General features: G+C 68.7%; 21 protein-coding genes and 1 riboswitch. Of the genes, 11 read left to right on the top strand and 10 right to left on the bottom strand.

Annotated elements, in window-relative coordinates; translation table 11 throughout:
- Positions 1-29 precede the first annotated feature (29 nt).
- From MAY35_RS05385 to MAY35_RS05400, 4 genes are all read right to left on the bottom strand, one after another.
- A complete protein-coding gene (locus MAY35_RS05385) occupies positions 30-344 on the bottom strand; it encodes a multidrug efflux SMR transporter (RefSeq protein ID WP_238419822.1) in 315 nt (104 codons plus the stop codon).
- Positions 345-354: 10 nt separating this feature from the next.
- A riboswitch (guanidine-III (ykkC-III) riboswitch) is annotated at positions 355-420 on the bottom strand.
- A gap of 76 nt (positions 421-496) precedes the next feature.
- A complete protein-coding gene (locus MAY35_RS05390; protein ID WP_238419823.1) occupies positions 497-1,474 on the bottom strand; it encodes a carbohydrate kinase family protein in 978 nt (325 codons plus the stop codon).
- 142 nt (positions 1,475-1,616) lie between these two features.
- Positions 1,617-1,976 (bottom strand): iron-sulfur cluster assembly accessory protein, encoded by a 360-nt coding sequence (locus tag MAY35_RS05395; RefSeq protein WP_238419824.1) that lies wholly within the window; start codon positions 1,974-1,976, stop codon positions 1,617-1,619.
- Positions 1,977-2,220: 244 nt separating this feature from the next.
- Entirely contained in the window at positions 2,221-3,294 is a 1,074-nt protein-coding gene (locus MAY35_RS05400; RefSeq protein ID WP_238419825.1) for a glycerate kinase, read from the bottom strand.
- Between the two features lie 195 nt (positions 3,295-3,489).
- Between MAY35_RS05400 and MAY35_RS05405 the strand changes: the two genes are divergently transcribed.
- The 3 genes from MAY35_RS05405 to MAY35_RS05415 are packed head-to-tail and all read left to right on the top strand — an operon-like array spanning position 3,490 to position 6,814.
- Positions 3,490-4,176: a DUF3043 domain-containing protein gene (locus MAY35_RS05405; protein ID WP_238419826.1), complete on the top strand. Its 687-nt coding sequence runs from the start codon at positions 3,490-3,492 to the stop codon at positions 4,174-4,176.
- Between the two features lie 3 nt (positions 4,177-4,179).
- Positions 4,180-6,015 (top strand): nicotinate-nucleotide--dimethylbenzimidazole phosphoribosyltransferase, encoded by a 1,836-nt coding sequence (cobT, locus tag MAY35_RS05410; protein ID WP_238419827.1) that lies wholly within the window; start codon positions 4,180-4,182, stop codon positions 6,013-6,015.
- A gap of 16 nt (positions 6,016-6,031) precedes the next feature.
- Positions 6,032-6,814: an adenosylcobinamide-GDP ribazoletransferase gene (locus MAY35_RS05415; protein ID WP_238419828.1), complete on the top strand. Its 783-nt coding sequence runs from the start codon at positions 6,032-6,034 to the stop codon at positions 6,812-6,814.
- Between the two features lie 39 nt (positions 6,815-6,853).
- Here the strand turns inward: MAY35_RS05415 and MAY35_RS05420 are convergent, their stop codons facing one another.
- Positions 6,854-7,963 carry a branched-chain amino acid aminotransferase gene (locus MAY35_RS05420; RefSeq protein ID WP_238419829.1) on the bottom strand — a complete coding sequence of 370 codons (1,110 nt, stop codon included), beginning with the start codon at positions 7,961-7,963 and terminating at the stop codon, positions 6,854-6,856.
- Positions 7,964-8,053: 90 nt separating this feature from the next.
- A complete protein-coding gene (gene gcvT / locus MAY35_RS05425; RefSeq protein WP_238419830.1) occupies positions 8,054-9,172 on the bottom strand; it encodes a glycine cleavage system aminomethyltransferase GcvT in 1,119 nt (372 codons plus the stop codon).
- A gap of 137 nt (positions 9,173-9,309) precedes the next feature.
- Here gcvT and MAY35_RS05430 point away from each other — a divergent pair, with 137 nt between their 5' ends.
- The 6 genes from MAY35_RS05430 to MAY35_RS05455 all read left to right on the top strand — a co-directional run bounded on the left by MAY35_RS05430 (position 9,310) and on the right by MAY35_RS05455 (position 16,420).
- A complete protein-coding gene (locus MAY35_RS05430) occupies positions 9,310-10,854 on the top strand; it encodes a leucyl aminopeptidase (protein WP_238419831.1) in 1,545 nt (514 codons plus the stop codon).
- Positions 10,855-11,094: 240 nt separating this feature from the next.
- Positions 11,095-12,915, top strand: coding sequence for a 2-oxoglutarate dehydrogenase, E2 component, dihydrolipoamide succinyltransferase (sucB, locus tag MAY35_RS05435; RefSeq protein ID WP_238419833.1), 1,821 nt, complete (start codon positions 11,095-11,097; stop codon positions 12,913-12,915).
- 36 nt (positions 12,916-12,951) lie between these two features.
- A complete protein-coding gene (locus MAY35_RS05440; protein ID WP_238419835.1) occupies positions 12,952-13,848 on the top strand; it encodes a TIGR01777 family oxidoreductase in 897 nt (298 codons plus the stop codon).
- Entirely contained in the window at positions 13,845-14,564 is a 720-nt protein-coding gene (gene lipB, locus MAY35_RS05445; RefSeq protein ID WP_238419836.1) for a lipoyl(octanoyl) transferase LipB, read from the top strand. Before MAY35_RS05440 ends, lipB begins: the two co-directional genes overlap by 4 nt.
- Complete coding sequence (gene lipA / locus MAY35_RS05450) at positions 14,561-15,649, top strand: lipoyl synthase (protein WP_238419837.1); 1,089 nt, start codon at positions 14,561-14,563, stop codon at positions 15,647-15,649. Before lipB ends, lipA begins: the two co-directional genes overlap by 4 nt.
- A 30-nt stretch (positions 15,650-15,679) precedes the next feature.
- The gene (locus MAY35_RS05455) at positions 15,680-16,420 is read left to right on the top strand and encodes a DUF4191 domain-containing protein (RefSeq protein ID WP_238419838.1); all 741 of its coding nucleotides are present in this window, start codon (positions 15,680-15,682) and stop codon (positions 16,418-16,420) included.
- A 230-nt stretch (positions 16,421-16,650) separates the two neighbouring features.
- On the opposite strand, the gene MAY35_RS05465 is transcribed toward MAY35_RS05455, so the two are convergent.
- Complete coding sequence (locus MAY35_RS05465) at positions 16,651-17,154, bottom strand: RDD family protein (RefSeq protein WP_238419839.1); 504 nt, start codon at positions 17,152-17,154, stop codon at positions 16,651-16,653.
- Positions 17,155-17,477: 323 nt separating this feature from the next.
- On the opposite strand from MAY35_RS05465, the gene glnA reads away from it, so the two are divergent.
- Positions 17,478-18,911 (top strand): type I glutamate--ammonia ligase, encoded by a 1,434-nt coding sequence (glnA, locus tag MAY35_RS05470; protein ID WP_238419840.1) that lies wholly within the window; start codon positions 17,478-17,480, stop codon positions 18,909-18,911.
- A 108-nt stretch (positions 18,912-19,019) separates the two neighbouring features.
- Here glnA and MAY35_RS05475 read toward each other — a convergent pair whose 3' ends face one another.
- A complete protein-coding gene (locus MAY35_RS05475; RefSeq protein ID WP_238419841.1) occupies positions 19,020-19,982 on the bottom strand; it encodes a cyclase family protein in 963 nt (320 codons plus the stop codon).
- A 207-nt stretch (positions 19,983-20,189) separates the two neighbouring features.
- On the opposite strand from MAY35_RS05475, the gene MAY35_RS05480 reads away from it, so the two are divergent.
- Positions 20,190-20,375, top strand: a complete 186-nt coding sequence (locus tag MAY35_RS05480) for a hypothetical protein (RefSeq protein ID WP_238419842.1) — start codon at positions 20,190-20,192, stop codon at positions 20,373-20,375.
- Between the two features lie 27 nt (positions 20,376-20,402).
- Here MAY35_RS05480 and MAY35_RS05485 read toward each other — a convergent pair whose 3' ends face one another.
- Together MAY35_RS05485 and MAY35_RS05490 are read right to left on the bottom strand one after the other, a co-directional pair.
- Positions 20,403-21,074 carry a heme oxygenase (biliverdin-producing) gene (locus tag MAY35_RS05485; RefSeq protein WP_238419843.1) on the bottom strand — a complete coding sequence of 224 codons (672 nt, stop codon included), beginning with the start codon at positions 21,072-21,074 and terminating at the stop codon, positions 20,403-20,405.
- Positions 21,071-22,021, bottom strand: coding sequence for an endonuclease/exonuclease/phosphatase family protein (locus MAY35_RS05490; protein ID WP_238419844.1), 951 nt, complete (start codon positions 22,019-22,021; stop codon positions 21,071-21,073). Before MAY35_RS05490 ends, MAY35_RS05485 begins: the two co-directional genes overlap by 4 nt.
- Positions 22,022-22,112: the final 91 nt, after the last annotated feature.

Raw genomic sequence — 22,112 nt, forward strand, 5'->3', positions numbered from 1 at the left:
GGTTTGGGGGTGTGGTCGGAGGACGTCGCTCAGTTCGCGAGCTTGAGACCGATCACGCCGCCGACGATCATCAGCAAGAAGAACACCCGGAGCACCGATATCGGCTGACCACCGGTGATCATGGCGTAGACGACCGTGAGCACGGCGCCGATGCCGACCCACACGGCGTAGGCGGTTCCCACCGGCAGATCGCGCATCGCGTAGGCCAGGCCCGCCATGCTGATGGCCAGTGCCACCACGAACAACGACGTGGGTCCGGGCTTCGTGAACCCCTCGGATCTACCCAGAGCGGTGGCCCACACGGCTTCGAAGACACCGGACAGAACCAAGATCAACCATGACATGACGGCCTCCCACGGGCCGTCTTGTCGCACACCGGGTACAGCACCCCTCGTCCGGGGCCCGCAATCGCGGGCTCCGTTCCACGGTGTCACGCCGGGTGCGGGGTGGCAACGTCAGACGCGTCACCACCCGGCCTGCCCGGGTCCACGGGCCGTCAGTCGGCGAACGCCGCCTTGATCTCTGTTGCAGCCTGGGCCCCGTAGGCGCCCTCGATGCGCGCGAGCGCGGAGTCGGAGTCCCACGACCAGTCCTGGGTGGACACGGTCTCGAGCACCAGCACGGCGACCATCGAACCGACCTGCGCGGCGCGCTCGAAACCGAGTCCCTTGGACAGCGCCGACAGGAAACCCGCGCGGAACCCGTCGCCGACCCCGGTCGGGTCGACCTTGGCGGTCTCGGGCACGACGGGCACATGGATGCGGGTGCCGTCGCGGTCGACGATCTCGACGCCGTCCTTGCCGAGAGTCGTGACGCGGACGCCGACCATCTCGGCGACCTGGGCTTCGGACAGGCCCGCCTTCTGGCGGAGCAGACCCCACTCGTATTCGTTGGTGAACAGATAGTCGGCACCGTCGATCAGCGTGCGAGCCTGCTCACCGTTCAGCCGCGCGAGCTGCTGCGACGGATCGGCGGCGAAGGGGATTCCGGCGGTCCGGCACTCTTCGGTGTGCCGGATCATCCCGTCCGGATCGTCGGCCCCGATGAGCACCAGCTCGGGCTCACCGACCTCGGCGATGACCTGGGCGAGCTCGATGTCGCGGCTCTCGCTCATGGCGCCGGCGTAGAAGGTGGCCAGCTGGGCCATCGTCTCGTCGGTGGTGCACATGAACCTGGCGGTGTGATGGTTCTCCGAGACGCGGACGCCCCGGCAGTCGACCCCGTTCGACTCCAGCCACTTGCGGTAGTCGTGGAAATCGGCTCCGACGGCCCCCACCAGGACGGGGTTGCCGCCGAGCTGGCCCATCGCGTAGCAGATGTTTCCGCCGACCCCGCCTCGGCGGACGACGAGATCTTCGACGAGGAAGCTGAGCGAGATGTGCTCGAGGTGATCTCCGAGGATCTGCTCGGAGAACTTGCCCGCGAACTTCATCAGATGGTCGGTTGCAATGGACCCGCATACAACGATTGCCACTAGCGTTCTCAGCCCTTCGTGTGGTTACCCGGTCAGTTCACGGACAGGTGTCCACGCTACCCACTCGCCGGAAACACGACACCGGCCGCACCCATAAAGGGTGCGGCCGGTGTGTGACGAGCGGTCCGACGCGGCTGGTGCGTCAGTTGAACGAGTCGCCGCAGGCGCAGCTGCCGGTGGCGTTCGGGTTGTCGATGGTGAAACCCTGCTTCTCGATGGTGTCGACGAAGTCGATGGTGGCGCCCTGCACGTAGGGAGCGCTCATGCGGTCGACCGCCAGGGTCACGCCGCCGAAGTCGCTGGTGATGTCGCCGTCGAGGGTGCGGTCGTCGAAGAAGAGCTGGTAGCGCAGGCCGGCGCAGCCTCCCGGCTGTACGGCGATGCGCAGCGCCAGGTCGTCGCGACCTTCCTGGTCGAGCAGCGCTTTGGCCTTCGATGCGGCGGCATCGCTGAGGATGACGCCGGTGCTCGTGGCTGTGCCCGTTTCGTTCTGCACGGTCATGGATGCTCCTGTAGGTGGTGTGGTCCCGGTGGGATGTGGCCCGATGTCGTCGCGGGGTCGGCACCCCGCCCGCAGTCGGGATTCACCCCGCTCGCCGAGAGGTCGACCGGTTGTGCCCGTGCGTACAACCGTACTCCTCCCCGTGCTATTCCCGTCGAGTAGCACCAGCGTTTTCCCGACCTGTCGCAGCCGCGGGATGGGCCGTCGGGAGCCATCGACGGACGATGCCCCGGCCCGCGCACGCTCACCTGGGCCGCAAGTCCGCCGCGACTCTGCGCGCAAGTGCGGTGAGCTGGTTCTCGGCATCGTTCATGGCCACCTCGACCGAACCCGCGACGTCGACGATCGAGTGCGCCCCGGCGATGCCCGCGGCCTCGATCTCGGCATCGCTGAGCGTCACCTGGCCCGCGAGCACCAGCGTCGACGCCCCGGCACCACGTGCGCCCAGCGTCGAAGCCCGCCGGTGTAGCGCGGACACGACTTTTCCGCGCAGTGTCTGGGCGTCGAATCTGCCCTCGCCGGTGACGACCACGTCGGCGGCGGTGACCTCTTCCTCGAGGCCGGTGGCCTCGGCGACCACCGAGGCTCCGGACACGCGCCTGCCGCCGAGGGCGAGCAGTGCCGCGCCGAGTCCGCCGGCCGCCCCGGCGCCCGGCTCGCCCGTCACATCGCGCCCCGCGAGCGCGTTGAGCGTCGTCGACCACTCGGCGAGGCGCCGCTCCAGCGCCTCGACGGTGTCGGGGTCGGCCCCCTTCTGCGGACCGAAGACGGCAGCTGCTCCTGTCGGCCCGAGCAGCGGATTCTCCACGTCGGACGCCACGATCAGTTCCACCCCGCGGAGTCGCTCGCGTGCGCGCTCACCGCCGCCGAGCGCCTCGACCAGACCCGCGCCGCCGTCGGTGGTGGCACTGCCGCCGAGTCCGACGACGATCCTGGCCACCGGGTGCCGCAGCGCCGCGTCGAGGAGTTCCCCGACCCCGGACGTGTCCGCCCGCATCGCGGTACGGGGGGTGGGAGCACCGCCGAGTTGGTGCAGGCCGCACGCCTGGGCGCATTCGACGTAGGCGGTCGACGCCGCGTCGTCGAGGAGCCAGTTCGCCGGGATCCCGGCGCCGAGCGGACCGTGGACGAACTCCGGTCGTCGGGTGCCGAGTCGTGATGCGAGCACGTCCACGAAACCCGGCCCGCCGTCGGACTGCGGTGCGACGACGACGTTGTCCGACGGCCTCGCGGCGAGCCATCCGGCCTCGATGGCACGCGCGGCGACGACCGCGGACATCGTGTCGCCGAACGAATCCGGTGCGATCAGGACGCGCATTCGGGTTCCTCCCACCGGCTCGGCCGGCCCGGTCGTGGCGCACGGACCCGGGTCCCGGCCTCGAAGACGAAGTCTCGAGCACGAAGTATAGGGACGGTCGCGTGACCGGGCAGCGCGACGAACGCCGCCGTCGGTGCCCGGAAAGCGACCACCACGCGTTTGCCCCGCGACGTCGATCACCTAGGCTCTACAGGCGTGAAGCTGCCATGGAAGAAGGACGACACGGAGGCGGAATCCGGCGAGAGCCCGGTGTCCACCTACACCGCCGACGAGTCCGGCGCCGACGTCGCGACGACCACCAAGGGCAGCAAGTACACCCCGGGCAAGGGCCGCCCGACGCCGTCCCGGCGTCAGGCCGAGAACAAGCGTCGCGGGCCCGTCGCACCTCCCCCGACGAACCGGTCCGAGGCGCGGGCCCGCAAGAAGGAATTGAAGTCCACGCTCACCAAAGAGGAAAAGCGTGCGCTCTCCGCGGAGCGCCGGGAGAAGCGACTCCAACAGCGCGAGCGGATGATGGCCGGCGACGAGGCCTATCTCATGCCGCGCGACAAGGGTCCCGCGCGTCGTTATGTGCGTGACATCGTCGACGCCCGACGCAACTTCGCCGGGCTGTTCATGCCGTTCGCCATCCTGCTGATCGTGCTGATGTTCCTCGTGCCGCAGGCGGCGGCGCTGACCAACCTGATCCTGGTCGCCTTCGTCGTCCTGATGGCCATCGACGGCGTCATCCTGGGCCGCATGGTGAACCGCCGTGTCGCCGAACGCTTCCCCGAATCCGGAGACGGCGGCTTCAAGCTGGGCTGGTACGCCTTCACCCGCGCCATGCAGCTGCGCAAGATGCGGGCACCCAAGCCGATGGTCACCCACGGCGACGAAGTCTGATCGATGACCGATCGCGCGATGCGCACCCTGGTCCTGGGCGGTGTGCGTTCGGGTAAGTCGGCGCACGGCGAATCGCTGCTCGGCGACCACCGCCAGATCCGCTACCTGGCCACGGGCCCCCTCACCTCTTCAGACGGCGAGTGGATGGAGCGGGTCCGCACCCACCGCGAGCGCCGCGACGACCGGTACACCACGATCGAGACCACCGATCTTGGTCAGGCGTTGCGGGCGGCACCAGACATCCCGGCTCTCGTCGACGATCTGGGCAGCTGGCTCACCGCGCAGATCGACGCCGTCCACGGGTGGACTACGGACGTCGCGATCGACCTCGAGGACCAGATCACCGACCTGTGTGATGCCCTCGCCGCGATGGCCGCCGATGTGGTGCTGATCAGTCCCGAGGTGGGGCTGAGTCTCGTTCCACCGACCCCTGCCGGCCGCATCTTCCAGGACCTCCTGGGCACCCTCAACACCCGGGTCGCCGACGCGTGCGATCGAGTCCAGCTCGTCGTCGCCGGACGGGTTCTCGACCTTCCGCGGCCCGGCGACACCGCGAGCCCCCGAGGATCGGACCGCGACGCAGAGCCGGGCCATGGGCGGTCACCGTCTCCGACCGTCGCTCCGGTTCCGACACCGGCCCCGACGGTCGACGCCACCGATCTCGACGCGAGCGCGACTGCCGCCGGCCAGACCGGGGCGGCGCGCACCGACGCTGCCTCCCCGACGTCCTACGACCGTCCCGACCCGACCGACGCCGAGGTCTTCGCTCCCATCACGCCGCCCGACGAAGCCGTCGCCCGGGCAGCCCGCGAACGCCAGGCGATCCTCACCAAGCCGCCGGGCTCGCTCGGCCGCGTCGAGGAGATCGGGGTGTGGATAGCCGCGTGCCAGGGCCAGTGCCCGCCCACCGCCCTCACCTCCCCCACCGTCGTCGTGTTCGCCGGCGATCACGGTGTCGCCGGCGGCGGGGTGTCGGCGTTCCCACCCGAGGTGACCGCGCAGATGGTCGCGAACATCGCGGCCGGTGGCGCGGCGGTGAACGTCCTCGCCGAACGTGCCGGCGCAACGGTCCAGGTCGTCGACATGTCCGTCGACGCCGACACCGACCCCCATGTGTCGCGGTACAAGGTCCGCCGCAGCAGCGACGACCTGCGCACCTCCGACGCCATCTCACTCGAACAGGCGCGCATGGCCCTCGCCGCGGGCCGCGCGATCGCCGACGAACTCGTCGACTCGGGCACCGGTCTTCTCATCGCGGGTGACATGGGCATCGGCAACACCACACCGGCGACCGTGCTCGTGGGTGCGCTCACCCGTCGCGAGCCGGTCGAGATCGTGGGCCGCGGCACCGGGATCGACGACACGGGCTGGATGCGCAAGACGGCGGCCATCCGCGACGGAATGCGCCGCGCACGCAAGGTCGTTCACGATCCGCTGGCGCTGCTGGCTGCCGTCGGCGGAGCCGACCTCACCGCGACAGCGGGGTTCCTGGCCCAGGCCGCGTTGCGTCGGACACCGGTCATCCTCGACGGTGTCGTGGTCACCGCGGCCGCCATGGTCGCCAACGAACTCGCGCCCGGCGCGATGCGGTGGTGGATCGCCGGTCACCGGTCGGTCGAGCCCGCCCACCAGATCGCGCTCGAACACCTCGATCTCGAACCCGTCCTCGACCTCTCGATGCGCCTCGGCGAGGGCAGCGGCGCGGTGCTCGCGCTTCCCATCGTGCAGTCCGCCACCGATCTGCTGTTCTCGATGGCGACGTTCGACGAGGCAGGTGTGAGCGACAAGACGGCGTCGGACGCCGCGGTCGCCGAGACCGTCGAGGCCGGAAAGTCCTGACCCGCAGCGTGTGTCGATGATCTCACCGGGACGTGCGGTCCGAACCGCAGTCACCTGGCTGACGGTGGTCCCCGTCGCCGAGCGGCATGTGGACACCGCACCTGACCGCGCACTCGGCGGCGCTGTGATGGCCTCGGTGCCCGCGATCGGCGCGGCCCTCGGCGCCGTTGCCGCCGGCCTGGCATTCGGACTGTCGCACACCGGATTGCCGGTGGCGCTCATCGGTGTCCTGCTCGTCGCCGCGCTCGCCGCGCTCACGCGGGGAATGCACCTCGACGGCCTCGCCGACACAGCCGACGGTCTGGGCTGCTACGGCCCGCCGGAACGGGTCACCGAGGTGATGCGCAGCGGGACGGTCGGGCCGTTCGGGGTGGCGACACTGCTGCTCACCCTGGCTGTCCAGGCGACCGGCTTTGCCGGACTCACCGACGAGAATCGTTGGTACGCCGTCGCATTCGCCATCGCCGTCGGGCGACTCGGGGCGGTCATCGCCACGCGCCGCGCACTGACGCCGGCCCACCCCGACGGTTTCGGCGCGCTGGTCGCCGGAACCCAGCACGTCTCGATCGCCGTGTGGTGTGGCATCGCACTGCTGGCAACGGCGCCACTCGGGTTGGGTGGCACCGGTTTCGATCCCGTGCCGGTCGTGCAGGGTGCGGGGGTCGTCGTCGTGGTCGCCGGGTTCGCGTGGTTGTTCACCCGTCACTGCGCGCGGCGGATGGGTGGGGTGACCGGCGACGTCCTGGGTGGGACGATCGAACTCGGCGTCGCGATCGCCCTCGTCGGTCTGCTGCTCTGACCCGGCGGCCCGGCCGCGAGGCGGGGCCGCCGGTAGGCCTCAGCGGCGGTAGAGCTCCGTCATCCACCCGTGGGTGTCGGCGAACGTTCCACGCTGGATGCCCGTCAGGGTGTCTCGCAACGCCTGCGTGACCTCGCCGGTCTCTCCGTTGTTGATGGTGTAGTCCTCGCCACCCTCGCCCTTGACCCGGCCGACGGGGGTGATCACGGCGGCGGTGCCGCACGCGAAGACCTCGGTGATGTCGCCGGAGGCCACACCCTTGCGCAGCTCCTCGGTGGTGATCTTGCGTTCCTCGACCTCGAACCCGGCATCGGTGGCCAGGGTGAGCAGAGACGAACGGGTGATACCGGGGAGGAGTGAGCCCGAGAGTTCGGGGGTCACCAGACGCGCGTCGGCACCGGAGCCGAACACGAAGAACAGGTTCATGCCGCCCATCTCTTCGATGTAGCGGCGCTCCACGGCGTCGAGCCAGACGACCTGGTCACAACCCTGCTCGGTGGCTTGGCGCTGCGCCAGGAAGGCGGCGGCGTAGTTGCCGCCGCATTTCGCGAAGCCGGTACCGCCGGGAGCGGCACGCACGTATTCGGTGGACAGCCAGACACTCACCGGCTTGATGCCGCCGGCGAAGTAGGCCCCGGCCGGGGAGGCGATGACGGCGTAGATGTACTGGGTCGACGGCGCGTTCACGCCGAGACTGGCCTGTGAGGCGAACATGAACGGACGCAGGTAGAGCGACTCCTCGCCACCGGCGGCGGGAACCCACTCGTTGTCCGCGGCGAGGAGCGCCTCGAGCGACGCGAGGAAATCCTCGACGGGCAGGGCCGGCATCGCGAGGCGTTCGGCGCTGCGCTGCAGTCGTTCGGCGTTGGCCTCCGGGCGGAAGGCGGCGATCGAACCGTCGGGCTGACGATAGGCCTTGAGGCCTTCGAAGACCTCCTGGCCGTAGTGCAGGACCGTGGCCGCCGGATCCAGCGCGATCGGACCGTACGGCTTGACCTTGGCGTTGTGCCAGCCCACCTCGGCGCCGTAGTCGATCATCACCATGTTGTCGGTGAAATGACGTCCGAATCCGGGGGCGGACAAGATCTCCGCGCGCCGGCCCTCAGACACCGGGTGCGGGTGCTCGGTACGGTTGAACTCCAAGGTCATGGCGTCATCGTACCGCTGGCCGCAAAAGCATTACCGCACCCCGTCAGCCGGGCCGACGGCGTACTCGAGCGCCCCGCGGGTGCGCCCTGGTCACACGTGCGAGGGCACGAACGGCGGGATGACGACCTCGCAGAGCAGGTCCCGGCCACGGACGTCGACGACCACCTCGTCGCCCTTGCGCACTCCGGACGCGGTGTCCAGGAGAGCCAGTGCGATGCCCTGCTTCAGCGTCGGCGAGAACGTTCCGGAGGTGCAGGTTCCGATCTGCCCGGCGCCCTCGGGGTCTCCCGCGAGCCGAACCGCGCATCCGGCGCGCGGGACCCCACGGCCGGTCGCCCGCAACCCGTACAACCGGCGGGCGGGTCCGGCCTCCTTCTCGGCGAGCAGCGCGTCGCGACCGAAGAACGACGGCTTCTCCCAGCCGACCGCCCAGCTCGAGCGAGCCTGCACCGGCGAGATGTCCGGACCGAGTTCGTGTCCGTGCAGCGCGTATCCCATCTCGGTACGGAGGGTGTCGCGTGCACCCAGTCCCGCTGGGAGGCCGCCGGCCTCGGTGATCGACTCCAGGAGAACGTCGAAGACCGCTCCGGCATCGGTCCAGCGCGGCAGGATCTCGTAACCCCGTTCGCCGGTGTACCCCGTGCGGCAGACCCGCACCGGCGCCACGCCCGCGGCGGTCGTCAGCTCGGCGTCGGCGAACGCCATGTACTCGATGTCGGCGGGCAGCCCCAGTCCGGCGAGGATCTCCGGCGACTTCGGCCCCTGGACGGCCAGCACTGCCAGGTCGCGATGCCGGTCGACGACGGAGATTCCTTCTGGCGCAATGGCACTCATCTTCTGTACGACAGCGGCGGTGTTGGCCGCATTGGGCACCAGGAACACTTCGTCGTCGCTCACGAGGTAGGCGATGAGATCGTCGATGACACCACCGGAGTCGTTGCAGCACAACGTGTACTGCGCTTTACCTGGGGCGATCTTGCCCAGGTCGTTGGTCAGTGTCGAGTTGACGAAGGCCGCCGCGCCGGGACCGGACACGAGCGCCTTGCCGAGGTGACTGACGTCGAAGATGCCGACCGCCTCCCGCACGGCGGCATGCTCGGCGACGGTGCCCGAGTAGGACACCGGCATGTTCCAACCGCCGAACTCGGCAAAGGTCGCACCCAGTGCGGCATGACGGTCGGCGATGGGCCCGGCGAGGAGTTCGGTCATGACGTCCACGCTATCGGGCCGCCCCGGTGCCGCGGGTCGGGACCACGCCCGGACACGCGCGGACCGACGGGCAACGTACGCGGACGGCTTCGTGCGTCGCGAGTCGGCATCGCCGCCGCTGTGGCAGAGTTGTCCGGGTGAGCAAGAACGACACCGTCGACCGCGTGCGCGGCCCCGAACTCGAACTGTCCACCTCGATCGGCAAGGACGATTCCGCCCTGGTCATCGGCCTGATCAGCGCGTCGTCACCCGACGCCGAGGGCGCCGACGACGCCGCCGAGCCCACGCTCGCCATCGGTGACGGCATCCTGGACGACGCCCAGGCCGCCGCGATCACCGCCGCGCTGACAGCCCTCGGGGCAACCGGCTCGCACGGCGAGGTCACCCGCACCGCGGCCCCCGAGACGCTGCCCGTCGACGTCGTCGTCGCGGTCGGCCTCGGCGACGCCGACAACCTCGACGACGCCGATCAGGTCCGGCAGGCGGCGGGCATCGTCGCCCGGGAACTCGACGGCTTGGAGTCGGTGGCGACCACCCTCTCCGCGGTCGACCTCATCGCCGCCGCGGAGGGCCTGTTCCTCGGCGCGTACCGGTTCGACGAGTTCCGGTCGGAGAAGTCGCGTCCCAAGAAGACTCCGCCGCAACACATCACACTGCTGGTCGAATCGAAGTCCAAGGAGGCCAGGGCCGCCCTGGAGCGCGCGATCGCGGTCGCCGACTCGGTGGCCATCGCCCGCGACTTCGTCAACACCCCGCCCAGCCACCTCTACCCCGAGGAGTTCGCGGCACGCGCCCGCACCCTGGGCAGCAAGGCGGGCCTCAAGGTCGAGATCCTCGACGACACCCAGCTCGCCGCACAGGGTTACGGCGGCATCATCGGCGTCGGCAAGGGCTCGTCGCGCCTGCCGCGTCTCGTCCGGCTGTCCCACACCGCCAAGAAGTCGACCAAGAAGGTCGCCCTGGTCGGCAAGGGCATCACCTTCGACACCGGCGGCATCTCGATCAAGCCGGCCGCGAACATGGATGCCATGACCTCGGACATGGGCGGCGCGGCAGCCGTCATCGCGGCGACCATCCTGGCCGCCCGACTCGACATCGATGTCTCGGTCACCGCGACCGTGCCGATGGCCGAGAACATGCCGTCCTCGACCGCCCAGCGCCCCGGCGACGTGCTGACCCAGTACGGCGGACGCACGGTCGAGGTCCTCAACACCGACGCCGAGGGGCGCCTCATCCTCGCCGACGCGATCGTGCGGGCCTGCGAGGACGACCCGGACTACCTCATCGACACCGCAACCCTGACCGGCGCGCAGATGGTGGCACTCGGCACCCGGACCCCGGGGGTCATGGGCACCGACGAGTTCCGCGACCGCGTCGCCGCCCGCTCGGCCGACGTCGGTGAGAACGCCTGGGCCATGCCGCTGCCCGCCGAACTGCGTGCCGATCTCAAGTCGCGCGTCGCCGACCTCGCCAACGTGACTCCCCACCGTTGGGGCGGGATGCTCGCCGCAGGCATCTTCCTGAAGGAGTTCGTGCCCGAGGACGTCCAGTGGGCACACATCGACATCGCCGGGCCGGCCTTCAACACGGGCGGCCCGTGGGGCTACACCACCAAAGGCGGTACGGGAGTGCCCGTCCGGACCATCGCGGCGGTGCTCGAGGACATCGCCGCGAACGGCTGACAACAGGTCTCGGACAGCGACCGCATGATCACCCCGACCCCGCATGAGAATCGTTACCCACGAGTACGAGCCGAATCGAGTCGGCGTCGTGCGGTGCGGGTAGGGTTGGCCGCGGGGATGAGCGGCTGACCCGCCTCTCATTCGCGCGGTTCCTCACCGTCCCCCGACCCCGTGCCCGCGGCGCACACACCACTGGGCATCACCTACAGACCACCACGTCGAGTTCAGGAGTTCACAACGATGGCCTTCTCCGTCCAGATGCCCGCCCTTGGTGAAAGTGTCACCGAGGGGACAGTCACCCGGTGGCTGAAGGAGGAGGGCGACACCGTCGAGGCCGACGAGCCCTTGCTCGAGGTGTCGACCGACAAGGTGGACACCGAGATCCCCGCCCCGACATCGGGGGTGCTGACCAAGATCATCGCGCAGGAGGACGACGTCGTCGAGGTCGGCGGCGACCTCGCCCTGATCGGCGACGCCGACGAGGCCGACTCCGGTTCCGACGACTCCGGCTCCGACGACTCCGGCTCCGACGACTCCGACAAGGATTCCGCCGGCGGCGACGAGCCCACCGAGGCCGCCCCCGAACCCGAGCCCGAGCAGGCGGCCGAGGAGCCCTCCACCGACGAGGACGCGCCCGCCGAGAAGCCCACGGCCGACACAGGATCCGGTTCCGCAGAGGGCACCGACGTGCTCATGCCCGAGCTCGGTGAATCCGTCACCGAGGGCACCGTGACCAACTGGCTGAAGGCGGTCGGCGACGAGGTCGCCGCCGACGAACCGCTTCTCGAGGTCTCGACCGACAAGGTCGACACCGAGATCCCGTCGCCCGTCGCGGGCACCCTGCTCGAGATCCTCGCGCAGGAGGACGACGTCATCGAGGTCGGCGGCAAGCTGGCCGTCATCGGCGACGCCTCCGCCGCACCGTCGAAGAAGGAGCCGGAGCCCGAACCCGAGCCGGAACCCGAGCAGAAGTCGGAACCCGAGCAGAAGTCGGAGCCGGAACGCAAGCCCGAGCCCGAGCAGGCGCCTGCCCCCGAGGAGGAGCAGAAGCCCGAGCCCAAGGCCAAGGTCGCCGACAAGTCCGACCCGCCGACCGTCGAGTCGACTCCGTACGTCACCCCGCTGGTGCGCAAGCTGGCCGCGGAGAACAACATCGATCTGAACGCGATCAAGGGCACCGGTGTCGGTGGCCGGATTCGCAAGCAGGACGTGCTCGCCGCGGCCGAGGAGGCCAAGGCCCCCGCTCCCGAGCAGAAGCCCGCGGCTGCTGCTCCGTCGGCTCCCGCGGCATCGGCCGGGAAGTCCGCGTCGCCGGAGATCCGTCCCGAGCTCGCCGAGCTGCGCGGCACCACCCAGAAGATCAACCGTATCCGGCAGATCACGGCGAAGAAGACCCGCGAGTCCCTGCAGCAGAGCGCCCAGCTGACACAGGTCTTCGAGGTCGACATGACCCGCATCGCCGGTCTGCGCAAGGCGGCCAAGGAGAGCTTCAAGGCCTCCGAGGGCGTCAACCTCACGTTCCTGCCGTTCATCGCGAAGGCCGTCGTCGAGGCGCTGAAGGCGCACCCGAACGTCAACGCGTCGATCGACGAGGACAAGAAGGAGATCACCTACTACGACAAGGTGCATCTGGGGATCGCCGTCGACACCCCGCAGGGACTGCTGTCGCCGGTCATCCACAACGCGGACGACCTGTCGATCGCCGGTCTCGCCCGGGCCATCGCCGACATCGCCTCGCGTGCGCGGTCCAACGGCCTGAAGCCCGACGAGCTCGCCGGCGGCACCTTCACCATCACCAACATCGGCAGCCAGGGCGCGCTGTTCGACACCCCGATCCTGGTTCCGCCGCAGGCGGCCATGCTCGGTACCGGTGCCATCGTCAAGCGTCCGGTCGTCATCACCGGTGAGGACGGCTCGGAGTCGATCGCGGTGCGGTCGATGTCGTACCTGCCGCTGACCTACGATCACCGCCTCATCGACGGCGCCGACGCCGGCCGCTTCCTCACCACGGTGAAGAAGCGTCTCGAAGAGGCCGCTTTCGCCGCGGACCTGGGCCTCTAGCCCGGATTCGTCGGAACCCGGCACGAAGGACTCCCGATGCGTATCGCCGTCGCAGGTTCGCAAGGCCTCATCGGCAACGCTCTCGTCAACTCGCTGCGCGCGGCGGGCCACACCGTCACACGTCTGGTCCGCCGCGAAGCGCACGCCGACGACGAGTTCAGCTGGGACCCCGAGACCATCGGCGTCCCTCCCGAGAGTCTCGCCGGGGTCGACGCAGTGGTGTCGCTGGGCGGCGTCGGCGTGGGCAACGGTCGCTGGACGGGCAGGTTCAAACAGGAGCTACGCGACTCCCGGATCGCGCCCACCGAGGTGCTCGCCGAAGCGGTACGCGATCTCGGCATCCCGACGTTCATCAGTGCGAGTGCGACCGGCTACTACGGCGACACCGGTTCACGGCCGGCGACGGAGTCCGACGGCCCGGGCGAGGGTTTCCTCGCCGACCTGGTCGTGGACTGGGAGCGCGCGGCAACCGCCAACGTGGGAGACGGCACCCGTCTCGTCCTGCTGCGCACCGCTCCCGTCCTGAGTGCACAGGGCGGCCTGCTGGGCAAGCTCCGGCCGCTGTTCAAGCTCGGTCTCGGCGGGCCCATCGGCGACGGCAAGCAGTACTTCTCCTGGATCAGCCTCATCGACGAGGTGCGGGCCATCGAGTTCCTGCTCGACGCCGACGTGTCCGGGCCGGTGAACCTGAGTTCGCCGGGCGCCGTGCCGTTCGGCGAGTTCGCGTCCGCCCTGGGCCGCGCGGTGCACCGTCCGACGGTGCTGCAGGTGCCGGCCTTCGCTGCCCGCCGGGTGGGCGGTGAGATGGCCGAGGAAATGATTCTGTCCAGTCAACGCGTTGCACCTCAGGTGCTGACCGATCACGGATTCACCTTCACCCATCCCGGCATCGACGAGGCCCTGGCCTACGCGACCGGGTCCGGCCGTTCATGACCCCCGGGCATCGGATTCGCGCCTCGTCCGAGCCGGTCGAGATCCGCGATCTCGGCATCGTCGACTACCGGGCCGCCTACGACATGCAGCACGGCCTGGCCGCCGAACGGGCCGACGGCACCCTGGACCACGACGCGCTGCTTCTTCTCGAACACCCGTCCACGTACACGGCGGGCAAGCGCACCGAGGATGCTGACCGGCCGACCAACGGCGCGCCGGTGATCGACGTCGACCGCGGCGGCCGCATCACCTGGCACGGCCCGGGGCAGCTCGTCGGATATCCGATCGTCAAGCTCGCCGAGCCGCTCGACGTCGTCGAGTACGTCCGCAGGCTGGAAGCCGCGCTCATCGCCGTGTGCGCGGAGCTCGGTGTCCGGACCGGTCGCGTCGAAGGACGGTCAGGTGTCTGGATTCGCGACGACGCCGGAGAACGCAAGCTCGGCCAGATCGGCATCCGCGTGGCGCGCGGGGTGGCGCTGCACGGCTTCGCCCTCAACGTCGACCCCGACATGTCGGCGTTCGACGCGATCGTCCCGTGCGGCATCCCCGACGCCGGCGTCACCTCACTGGCTCGGGAACTCGGCCGGGCGATCCCGGTGGCCGACGTGCGGGAATCGGTCGCGCAGGCCGTTCTCGCCGCCCTCGACCGCACACTCGACGCCGCACCGGCGTCTCTCCATGACCACACCTCAGCGAGCGTAGGATCGATACAGTGACCGCGTCCCCCCTCACCCCCGGACCCGGTGCCACCGATGTCACACCCTCGACACCGGCATCCGCACCTCAGACCCCCACCCCGGCCCCCGAGGGCCGCAAACTGTTGCGCCTCGAAGTGCGCAATGCCCAGACCCCCATCGAGCGCAAGCCGGAGTGGATTCGCACCCGCGCGACGATGGGACCGGAGTTCACCGAACTCAAGGGACTGGTCAAGCGCGAGGGTCTGCACACCGTCTGCGAAGAAGCCGGGTGCCCCAACATCTACGAGTGCTGGGAAGACCGCGAGGCGACCTTCCTCATCGGCGGTGAGCAGTGCACCCGTCGCTGTGACTTCTGCCAGATCGACACCGGCAAGCCGTCGGCACTCGACCGCGACGAGCCCCGTCGTGTGGCCGAGAGCGTCCAGGCGATGGGTCTGCGTTACTCCACCATCACCGGTGTCGCCCGTGACGACCTGCCCGACGAGGGCGCCTGGCTGTATGCGGAGACGGTCCGCGCGATCCACCGTCTCAACCCCGGCACCGGCGTGGAGAACCTCATCCCCGACTTCCATGCCAAGCCCGATCTGCTGGCCGAGGTCTTCGACGCCCGCCCCGAGGTGCTCGCGCACAACCTCGAGACGGTTCCCCGCATCTTCAAGCGCATCCGTCCGGCATTCCGCTACGAGCGGTCGCTCGACGTCATCACCGCCGCACGCGATTTCGGCCTCGTGACCAAGTCGAACCTGATCCTCGGCATGGGCGAGACCCCGCAGGAGGTGCAGTCGGCCATCGTCGATCTGCACGAGGCCGGGTGCGACATCCTCACGATCACGCAGTACCTGCGCCCCTCGCCGCGACACCATCCGGTCGAGCGCTGGGTCAAGCCCGAGGAGTTCGTCGACCACTCGGAGTTCGCGCAAGAGGTCGGTTTCGCCGGCGTCATGGCCGGCCCGCTGGTGCGTTCGTCGTACCGCGCCGGCCGGCTGTACGCGCAGGCGATGGCCCACCACGGCCGCGAGATCTCGCCGGCGCTCGCCCACCTGGCAGCCGAGGGATCGGCCAGCCAGGAAGCCTCCAGCCTGATGGCACGCCTCGCCCGCTGACTCCTCGGCGCGCGGACGTAAACTGGGCTCATGGCAAAGGCGCAGGTGAGCAAAGAGGCTAAGGCCGAGAAGAAGAAGGCCCGCAAGGCCGCATCGAAGGAACGGCGCCAACAGCTGTGGCAGGCCTTCCAGATGCAGCGCAAGGAAGACAAGCGACTCATCCCGTACATGGCGGGTGTGATCGTTCTGTCGATCGCGGTGTTCACCGCGCTCGGGTTCGTCCTGGGCTCGCCGTGGCTGCTGATCCCGCTGGGCGTCGTGCTCGGAATCCTGGGCGCGTTCATCCTGTTCGGTCGCCGGGTGCAGAAGAACGTCTACACCAAGGCCGAGGGTCAACCAGGAGCTGCCGGCTGGGCTCTGGGGAACATGCGCGGACAGTGGCGGGTCAAGCAGGCCGTGGCCGGGACGTCGCATCTCGACGCCGTCCATCGGGTCATCGGCAAGCCGGGCGTCATCCTGGTGGGCGAGGGCTCACCGACCCGCATCAAGACGTTGCTCGGCCAGGAGAAGAAGAAGGTCGCCCGTGTCGTCGGCGACACCCCGATCTACGAGATCATCGTCGGCAACGACGACGGTCAGGTCCCGCTGTCGAAGCTGGAACGTCACCTCAACAAGCTGCCCAGCAACATCGACCGCAAGCGCATGGAGACCCTCGAGGGTCGTCTCGCCGCACTCGGCAGCAAGGCCCCCGGCCCCGGTATGCCGAAGGGGCCGCTCCCCGGCAACGCCAAGATGCGCAGCATGCAGCGCACCGCGCGCCGCCGCGGCTGACGGCGGTCCCCCGACTCCCGTCGACCGTGCACCGAATCCCGTCGACCGTGCGCCAGATCCCGTCGACCGTGCACCGAATCCCGTCGACCGTGCACCGAATCCCGTCGACCGTGCACCGAATCCCGTCGACCGTGCACCCCTTCGACGGGCCATGACCTACGACCAAGCCCACCACCGATGTCGGTGGTGGGCTTTGTCGACGGGTGGCGTATGCGCCGGATCGGCTGCCGTCAGCGGGTACGGACGAGCGCCGTGCCGGTTGCCCGATCGTGGAGTGCACGACCGTTGTAGTCGTTGATGAGAGCCGGGACCAGGAAGACCATCAGCAGTTGGCGGAAGAACGCACGCACGATCCCGACCGCGGCCGGGCTCTCCTTACCGGTGGCCTCGGCGGTGTTGCGGTCGGCTCCGAAGTCCACCCGCGCGACCCGCATCCCGATGACCAGCTGACCGGGGGTGAACCCGAACAGGGTCACCGCGAAGATGCCGATGACGAACCAGGTGCCCAGCTGGGTCGTGCCCAGGTGGGGAGAGCCGAAGCCGACGAACAGCATCGCCAGCCCGCCGGCGATCAACCAGTCGACGAGCAGACCGGCGACGCGCGGCCATCCGGTGGCCAGCGACCCGGGGCCGCTCGCCGGGAGGCCGAGGTCTTGCCCCCGATGATCGTTCTCGACGCCGTCGGCGGGACCGATCTGTGGTCCCGACAGCCAGGAACCGGTGACTCGTCCCATCGGTGATTACTCCTCTCACGCGACCGCGCAACCCCCTCGGTCCGCGTCGTCGCCGCACTCGTGCACCATCGTAGTCGCTGGTTGGCGCGACCCTCCCCGCCCGTTCGGGCCTGCCGCTAGGGTTGGGGGGCGCCGAGTGCGTTGCGCCCCGGGCATGCCGTGTAGCGAACACCACTGCGCGTGTAACACGGGGGAAACACGGACTTGACGCATGGGCAACTTCGCCTCCATACGGTTGCCGCTGAGATCCGCTGCTGTTTCTCAGTGGCGGATGTGGCGTGTCCCCATACACGGACCACCGATCACGAAGGAGTCACCGCACGGTGTACAGCAGTAAAGAAGAACTACTCGAGGGCATCAAGAAGGAAGGTGTCGAGTACGTCGACATCCGATTCTGCGACCTGCCCGGTGTCATGCAGCACTTCTCGATCCCGGCCTCGGCATTCGACGAGGACGTGTTCGAGGACGGGCTGGCATTCGACGGCTCGTCGGTGCGTGGCTTCCAGTCGATCAACGAGTCGGACATGATGCTGCTGCCCGACCCCGCCACCGCGCGGATCGACCCGTTCCGCAAGGCGAAGACGATGAACGTCAGCTTCTTCGTCCATGACCCGTTCACCCGCGAGGCCTACAGTCGCGACCCGCGCAACGTCGCCCGCAAGGCCGAGGACTACCTCGCGTCGACCGGCGTCGCCGACACCTGCTTCTTCGGCGCCGAGGCCGAGTTCTACATCTTCGACTCGGTGTCCTTCGGCTCGGAGATGAACGGCACCTTCTACGAGGTCGAGTCCGAGTCCGGCTGGTGGAACACCGCATCGCCCAGCGATCCCGACGGCAGCCCCAACCTGGGCTACAAGGTCCGCCCCAAGGGCGGCTACTTCCCGGTCGCGCCGTACGACCACTACGTCGACCTGCGCGACGAGATGTCGACCAACCTGACCAACTCGGGCTTCGAGCTCGAGCGTGGCCACCACGAGGTCGGCACCGCGGGCCAGGCGGAGATCAACTACAAGTTCAACACGCTGCTCCACGCGGCCGATGACGTGCAGCTGTTCAAGTACATCATCAAGAACACCGCGTGGCAGAACAACAAGTCCGTCACCTTCATGCCGAAGCCCCTGTTCGGCGACAACGGCTCGGGCATGCACGCCCACCAGTCGCTGTGGAAGGACGGCAAGCCGCTGTTCCACGACGAGGCCGGCTACGCGGGCCTGTCGGATCTGGCGCGCTACTACATCGGCGGCATCCTGCACCACGCTCCGTCGCTGCTGGCGTTCACCAACCCGACGGTGAACTCCTACAAGCGTCTGGTCCCGGGTTACGAGGCCCCGATCAACCTGGTCTACAGCCAGCGCAACCGTTCGGCCTGTGTGCGTATCCCGATCACCGGCAACAACCCGAAGGCCAAGCGCCTCGAGTTCCGTTGCCCGGACAGCTCGGGCAACCCGTACCTGGCGTTCGCGGCGATGATGATGGCCGGCCTGGACGGCATCAAGAACAAGATCGAGCCGCACGAGCCGGTCGACAAGGACCTCTACGAGCTCCCGCCGGAGGAGGCCAAGAGCATCCCGCAGGCTCCGACCTCGCTGGCCGCGGTCATCGACCGCCTCGAAGAGGATCACGACTACCTCACCGCCGGTGGTGTGTTCACCGAGGACCTCATCGAGACCTGGATCGCGCTCAAGCGCGAGAACGAGATCGAGCCGGTGCAGATCCGTCCGCACCCGTACGAGTTCTCGCTGTACTACGACTGCTGATCTCGGCTGTCACACGACGACGCCCCGTCCGTTCGCGGACGGGGCGTCGTCGCGTTCAGCAGTGTCGACGTCGCCCTGGGCGTCGGGCCGGGGAGCGAGACCAGGCGCTCACTTGATCGCGACCGGATTGACGGGAGAACCGGTGGCCTCGCTGATCTTCAGTGGCGCGGCGACATAGAAGAAGCTGTAGGTGCCGTCATCGGCGCAGTCAGTGGCGAGCTTCTCCAGGTCGCAGATCTCGGTGAAGGCGACCCCGAGGTTGCGCATGAGGGCGGAGTGGAGCACCAGCGCGGCACCGTTGTGCGGGTCCATGGTGACTTCGTTGGCGATCGTGTCGGTCACCAGATTGGGAATCTCCATCTCCTGGAACCACGAGACGAGCTCCGGCGAGTACACCAGGCCCGCTTCGCAGAAGTCGGAGTAGAACTTGTCGCCCTTCTCGAAGAACAGTTGTAGATGGTTGGTGCGGACGACCAGGATGTCGCGGGGTCGGATCGGCGTGCCCTGTGCCTCGGCGCAGGCGACCAGGTCCTCATGGGTGAAGGTCTCGTAGGGTTCGAGGTACTCCTTGCCGCGGTGGCGGGCGATGTCGAGGAGCACGGCGCGCCCGGCGTCGCCCCGTTCGGCGATCGGGGCGACGCTCGCCTTGGACAATCCGCCGATCGTGGTCCGCGCGTCGAACCCGTTCCAGATCTTGCCGTCGTACCAGACATGTCCGAGCGCGTCGTATTGCGTGGACCCCTGCAGCGATGCGGTGAGTGTGTCGTCGGCGCAGTGCATTCCGCCCGGGAACGCGGGACCGTTGTTTCCCTCGTCCCAGTGGGACTCGTCGAGCGTCATCTCCCGAACCGCCGGGTTACGACCGGGCCACACCGGGTCGCCCTTCGGATCGCCGATCAGGCGCTGAAGGGTGAACACCTTCCCCTTTTTGATCTGTGCGGCACCGGCGAGCACTTGCTCCGCGGTGAGATAGTTGAGACTCCCCACCTCGTCATCCGGTCCCCACTTCCCCCAGTTGGTGGGCGAGTCGGCCAGGAGTTCGGTGAGATCGGGAACGGCGGCATCGGACATCGGGCACCTTCCGGTAGGGAGGAAACGATCACTGAGCGATCGTTCCGTCTGGTCACCTGACTACATGCCATCCCCGATGGGTGCGGTGTCAAGGTTCCTCGGGCGGACGTCCGACGAACCCGAAGTGAACACACTCACATGTGATCCATATCACTTTACGGACTTGTTGCTCTGCCGACTCACAAGGTTCGACCGTAGTTTGGACGCATGACCAGAGATGTGTATGTGGAAGACCTCGTACCGGGTGATCGCATCAGCCTCGAGGGCACTCCGCGCGTCGTCCGCACCACGACCCGCCTCGACGACAATCAGTTGCGGATCGAGCTCGTGAAGGGCCGGGACGACCTCGCGGAGGTCATCCTGGACCGCACCGTCAAGCTTCAGGTCAACTAGACACCCGGGGCGCGAGCCCCCCCGGACTCAGGCCGCTCGCGCGCCGTCGAGGTCTTCGAAGACCGCCTGGTTGTGGTCGAAAGCAGCGACCGCCTCGTCGATCATGCGCTCGACGGCCTCGTCGTCGAGCGGTAATTCGTCCACGCGCGATCGGTAGGCGTCCTTGTACCGCTTGAGCTTGTCGATGCCGTCGAAGGAGTAGAAGCTCAGCCCGGTGCTCTCGACGCCGTAGTGCTCTCGCATGCGGTGCGCGACGACCTGCCCGCCGCTGAGATCGCCGAGATACCTCGTGTAGTGGTGCGCGACGAACCGCGCCGGATCGGTGCGCGTCGATTCGATGGCCGCGACATAGCGCGCCACGGCGGGCAGCGGTGTCGCCGACCGTGGATCGATGCCGAACGAGGCGAGGTCGGCGCCGAGTCTCGGAACACGCAACAACTTCTCGTCGAGGACCGCGTCGGCGACGGGGTCGCCCGCGAGGTGCGCGCCGACATTCTCCAGGGCCTCGTAGACGAAGTAGAGCTGCACCGCGAGCCGCTGGTACTCGAAGGTGTCGAGGCGCCCCGACATGAGGTCGTCGATGAAGGGCGCGTGTTCTGCGCGCTCGTGCGCCGCCGCGGTCGCCGACCGGAGTCGAGCGGAGATGCTGGGCCGCTCGGGGGCTTCAGGTGATGGGGCGTTCTGGGGATCGGCGCTCATGATGCCACCAGTGTTACCACCAGTGCCCGATGATCGGAACCCGGCAGGTGGTGGGTGTCCATCGTCGTGGACACGAATCCGCGCAGGATCACCCGGTCGATCGCGACGAGGGGACGATTGCCCAGCCGTGAGTCGGTCGGATAGCTCGGCAGAAAACCCGCGCCGGCGACGTCGGTGCCGTCGACGAGCCCGTTGGTGAGGAGATCCCGGTACTCCGCGTGATTCCAGGTCGAGTTGTAGTCACCGATCGCGATGACCCGCCCCTGCGGCAACTGCTCGAAATGGGCACCGAGGGTGTCCATGTCCGCGAAATAGCCGTCCTTGTCACCCCACAGCGGCGCGGCCGGGTGTACGGCGAGCACCTGGGTGTCCGCGGCTCCTGGGAGGTCGGTGCGAGCCTGCAGGTTGTGGAGCACCGTGCCGGGGATGTTGTAGCGGTCGCGCAGCGGTTGCCTGCCGAACATCGCGGTGCCGGCGGCATAGGTGTACGGGATGGCGAACTCATGGGGCAGCGATCGGCCGATCCCGCTGCGCCGCACCTTGTCCAGCGCCTCCGGGGTCACCTCTTGCAAGGAGACCAGGTCGGGATCGGCGTCGGCGACGATCTTCTCGAGCGCCGCGATGTCGGCGCCGCCGAAGAGCAGGTTGGCCGAGACCACCGTGAAACGCTCACCCGCTGGCGCGTCCGCGCTGATGACGAGCGGCACCTGCGTGTAGGTGAGAGCACCGGCGGCGATGATCGCCGCGGCCAGCATGAACCAACGCCGCAAGACCGCGAAGACGACGATCGCGAGCGCGGCAGGGACCAGTGCGAACTGCACGGCACTCGTCAGATACAGGGCCGCGTCGCCCCGGGAGGGGTAGTAGTGCAACCACACCCCCAGCAGCACACCGGCGAGCATGGCCCACCCCAGGACGTAGGCGGCCGCCCACAAGAATCTCGTCATCTCTCCCCCGTTTGCCCCGCTGCCCCGTCGTACCGGTCACCCGGTGCCCCGAACCGCTTGCGCCCGCCACGTGCCCCACGCTCACCCCCGG

Source organism: Gordonia sp. 'Campus' (genome assembly GCF_022206305.1).
Classification (GTDB): Bacteria; Actinomycetota; Actinomycetes; order Mycobacteriales; family Mycobacteriaceae; genus Gordonia.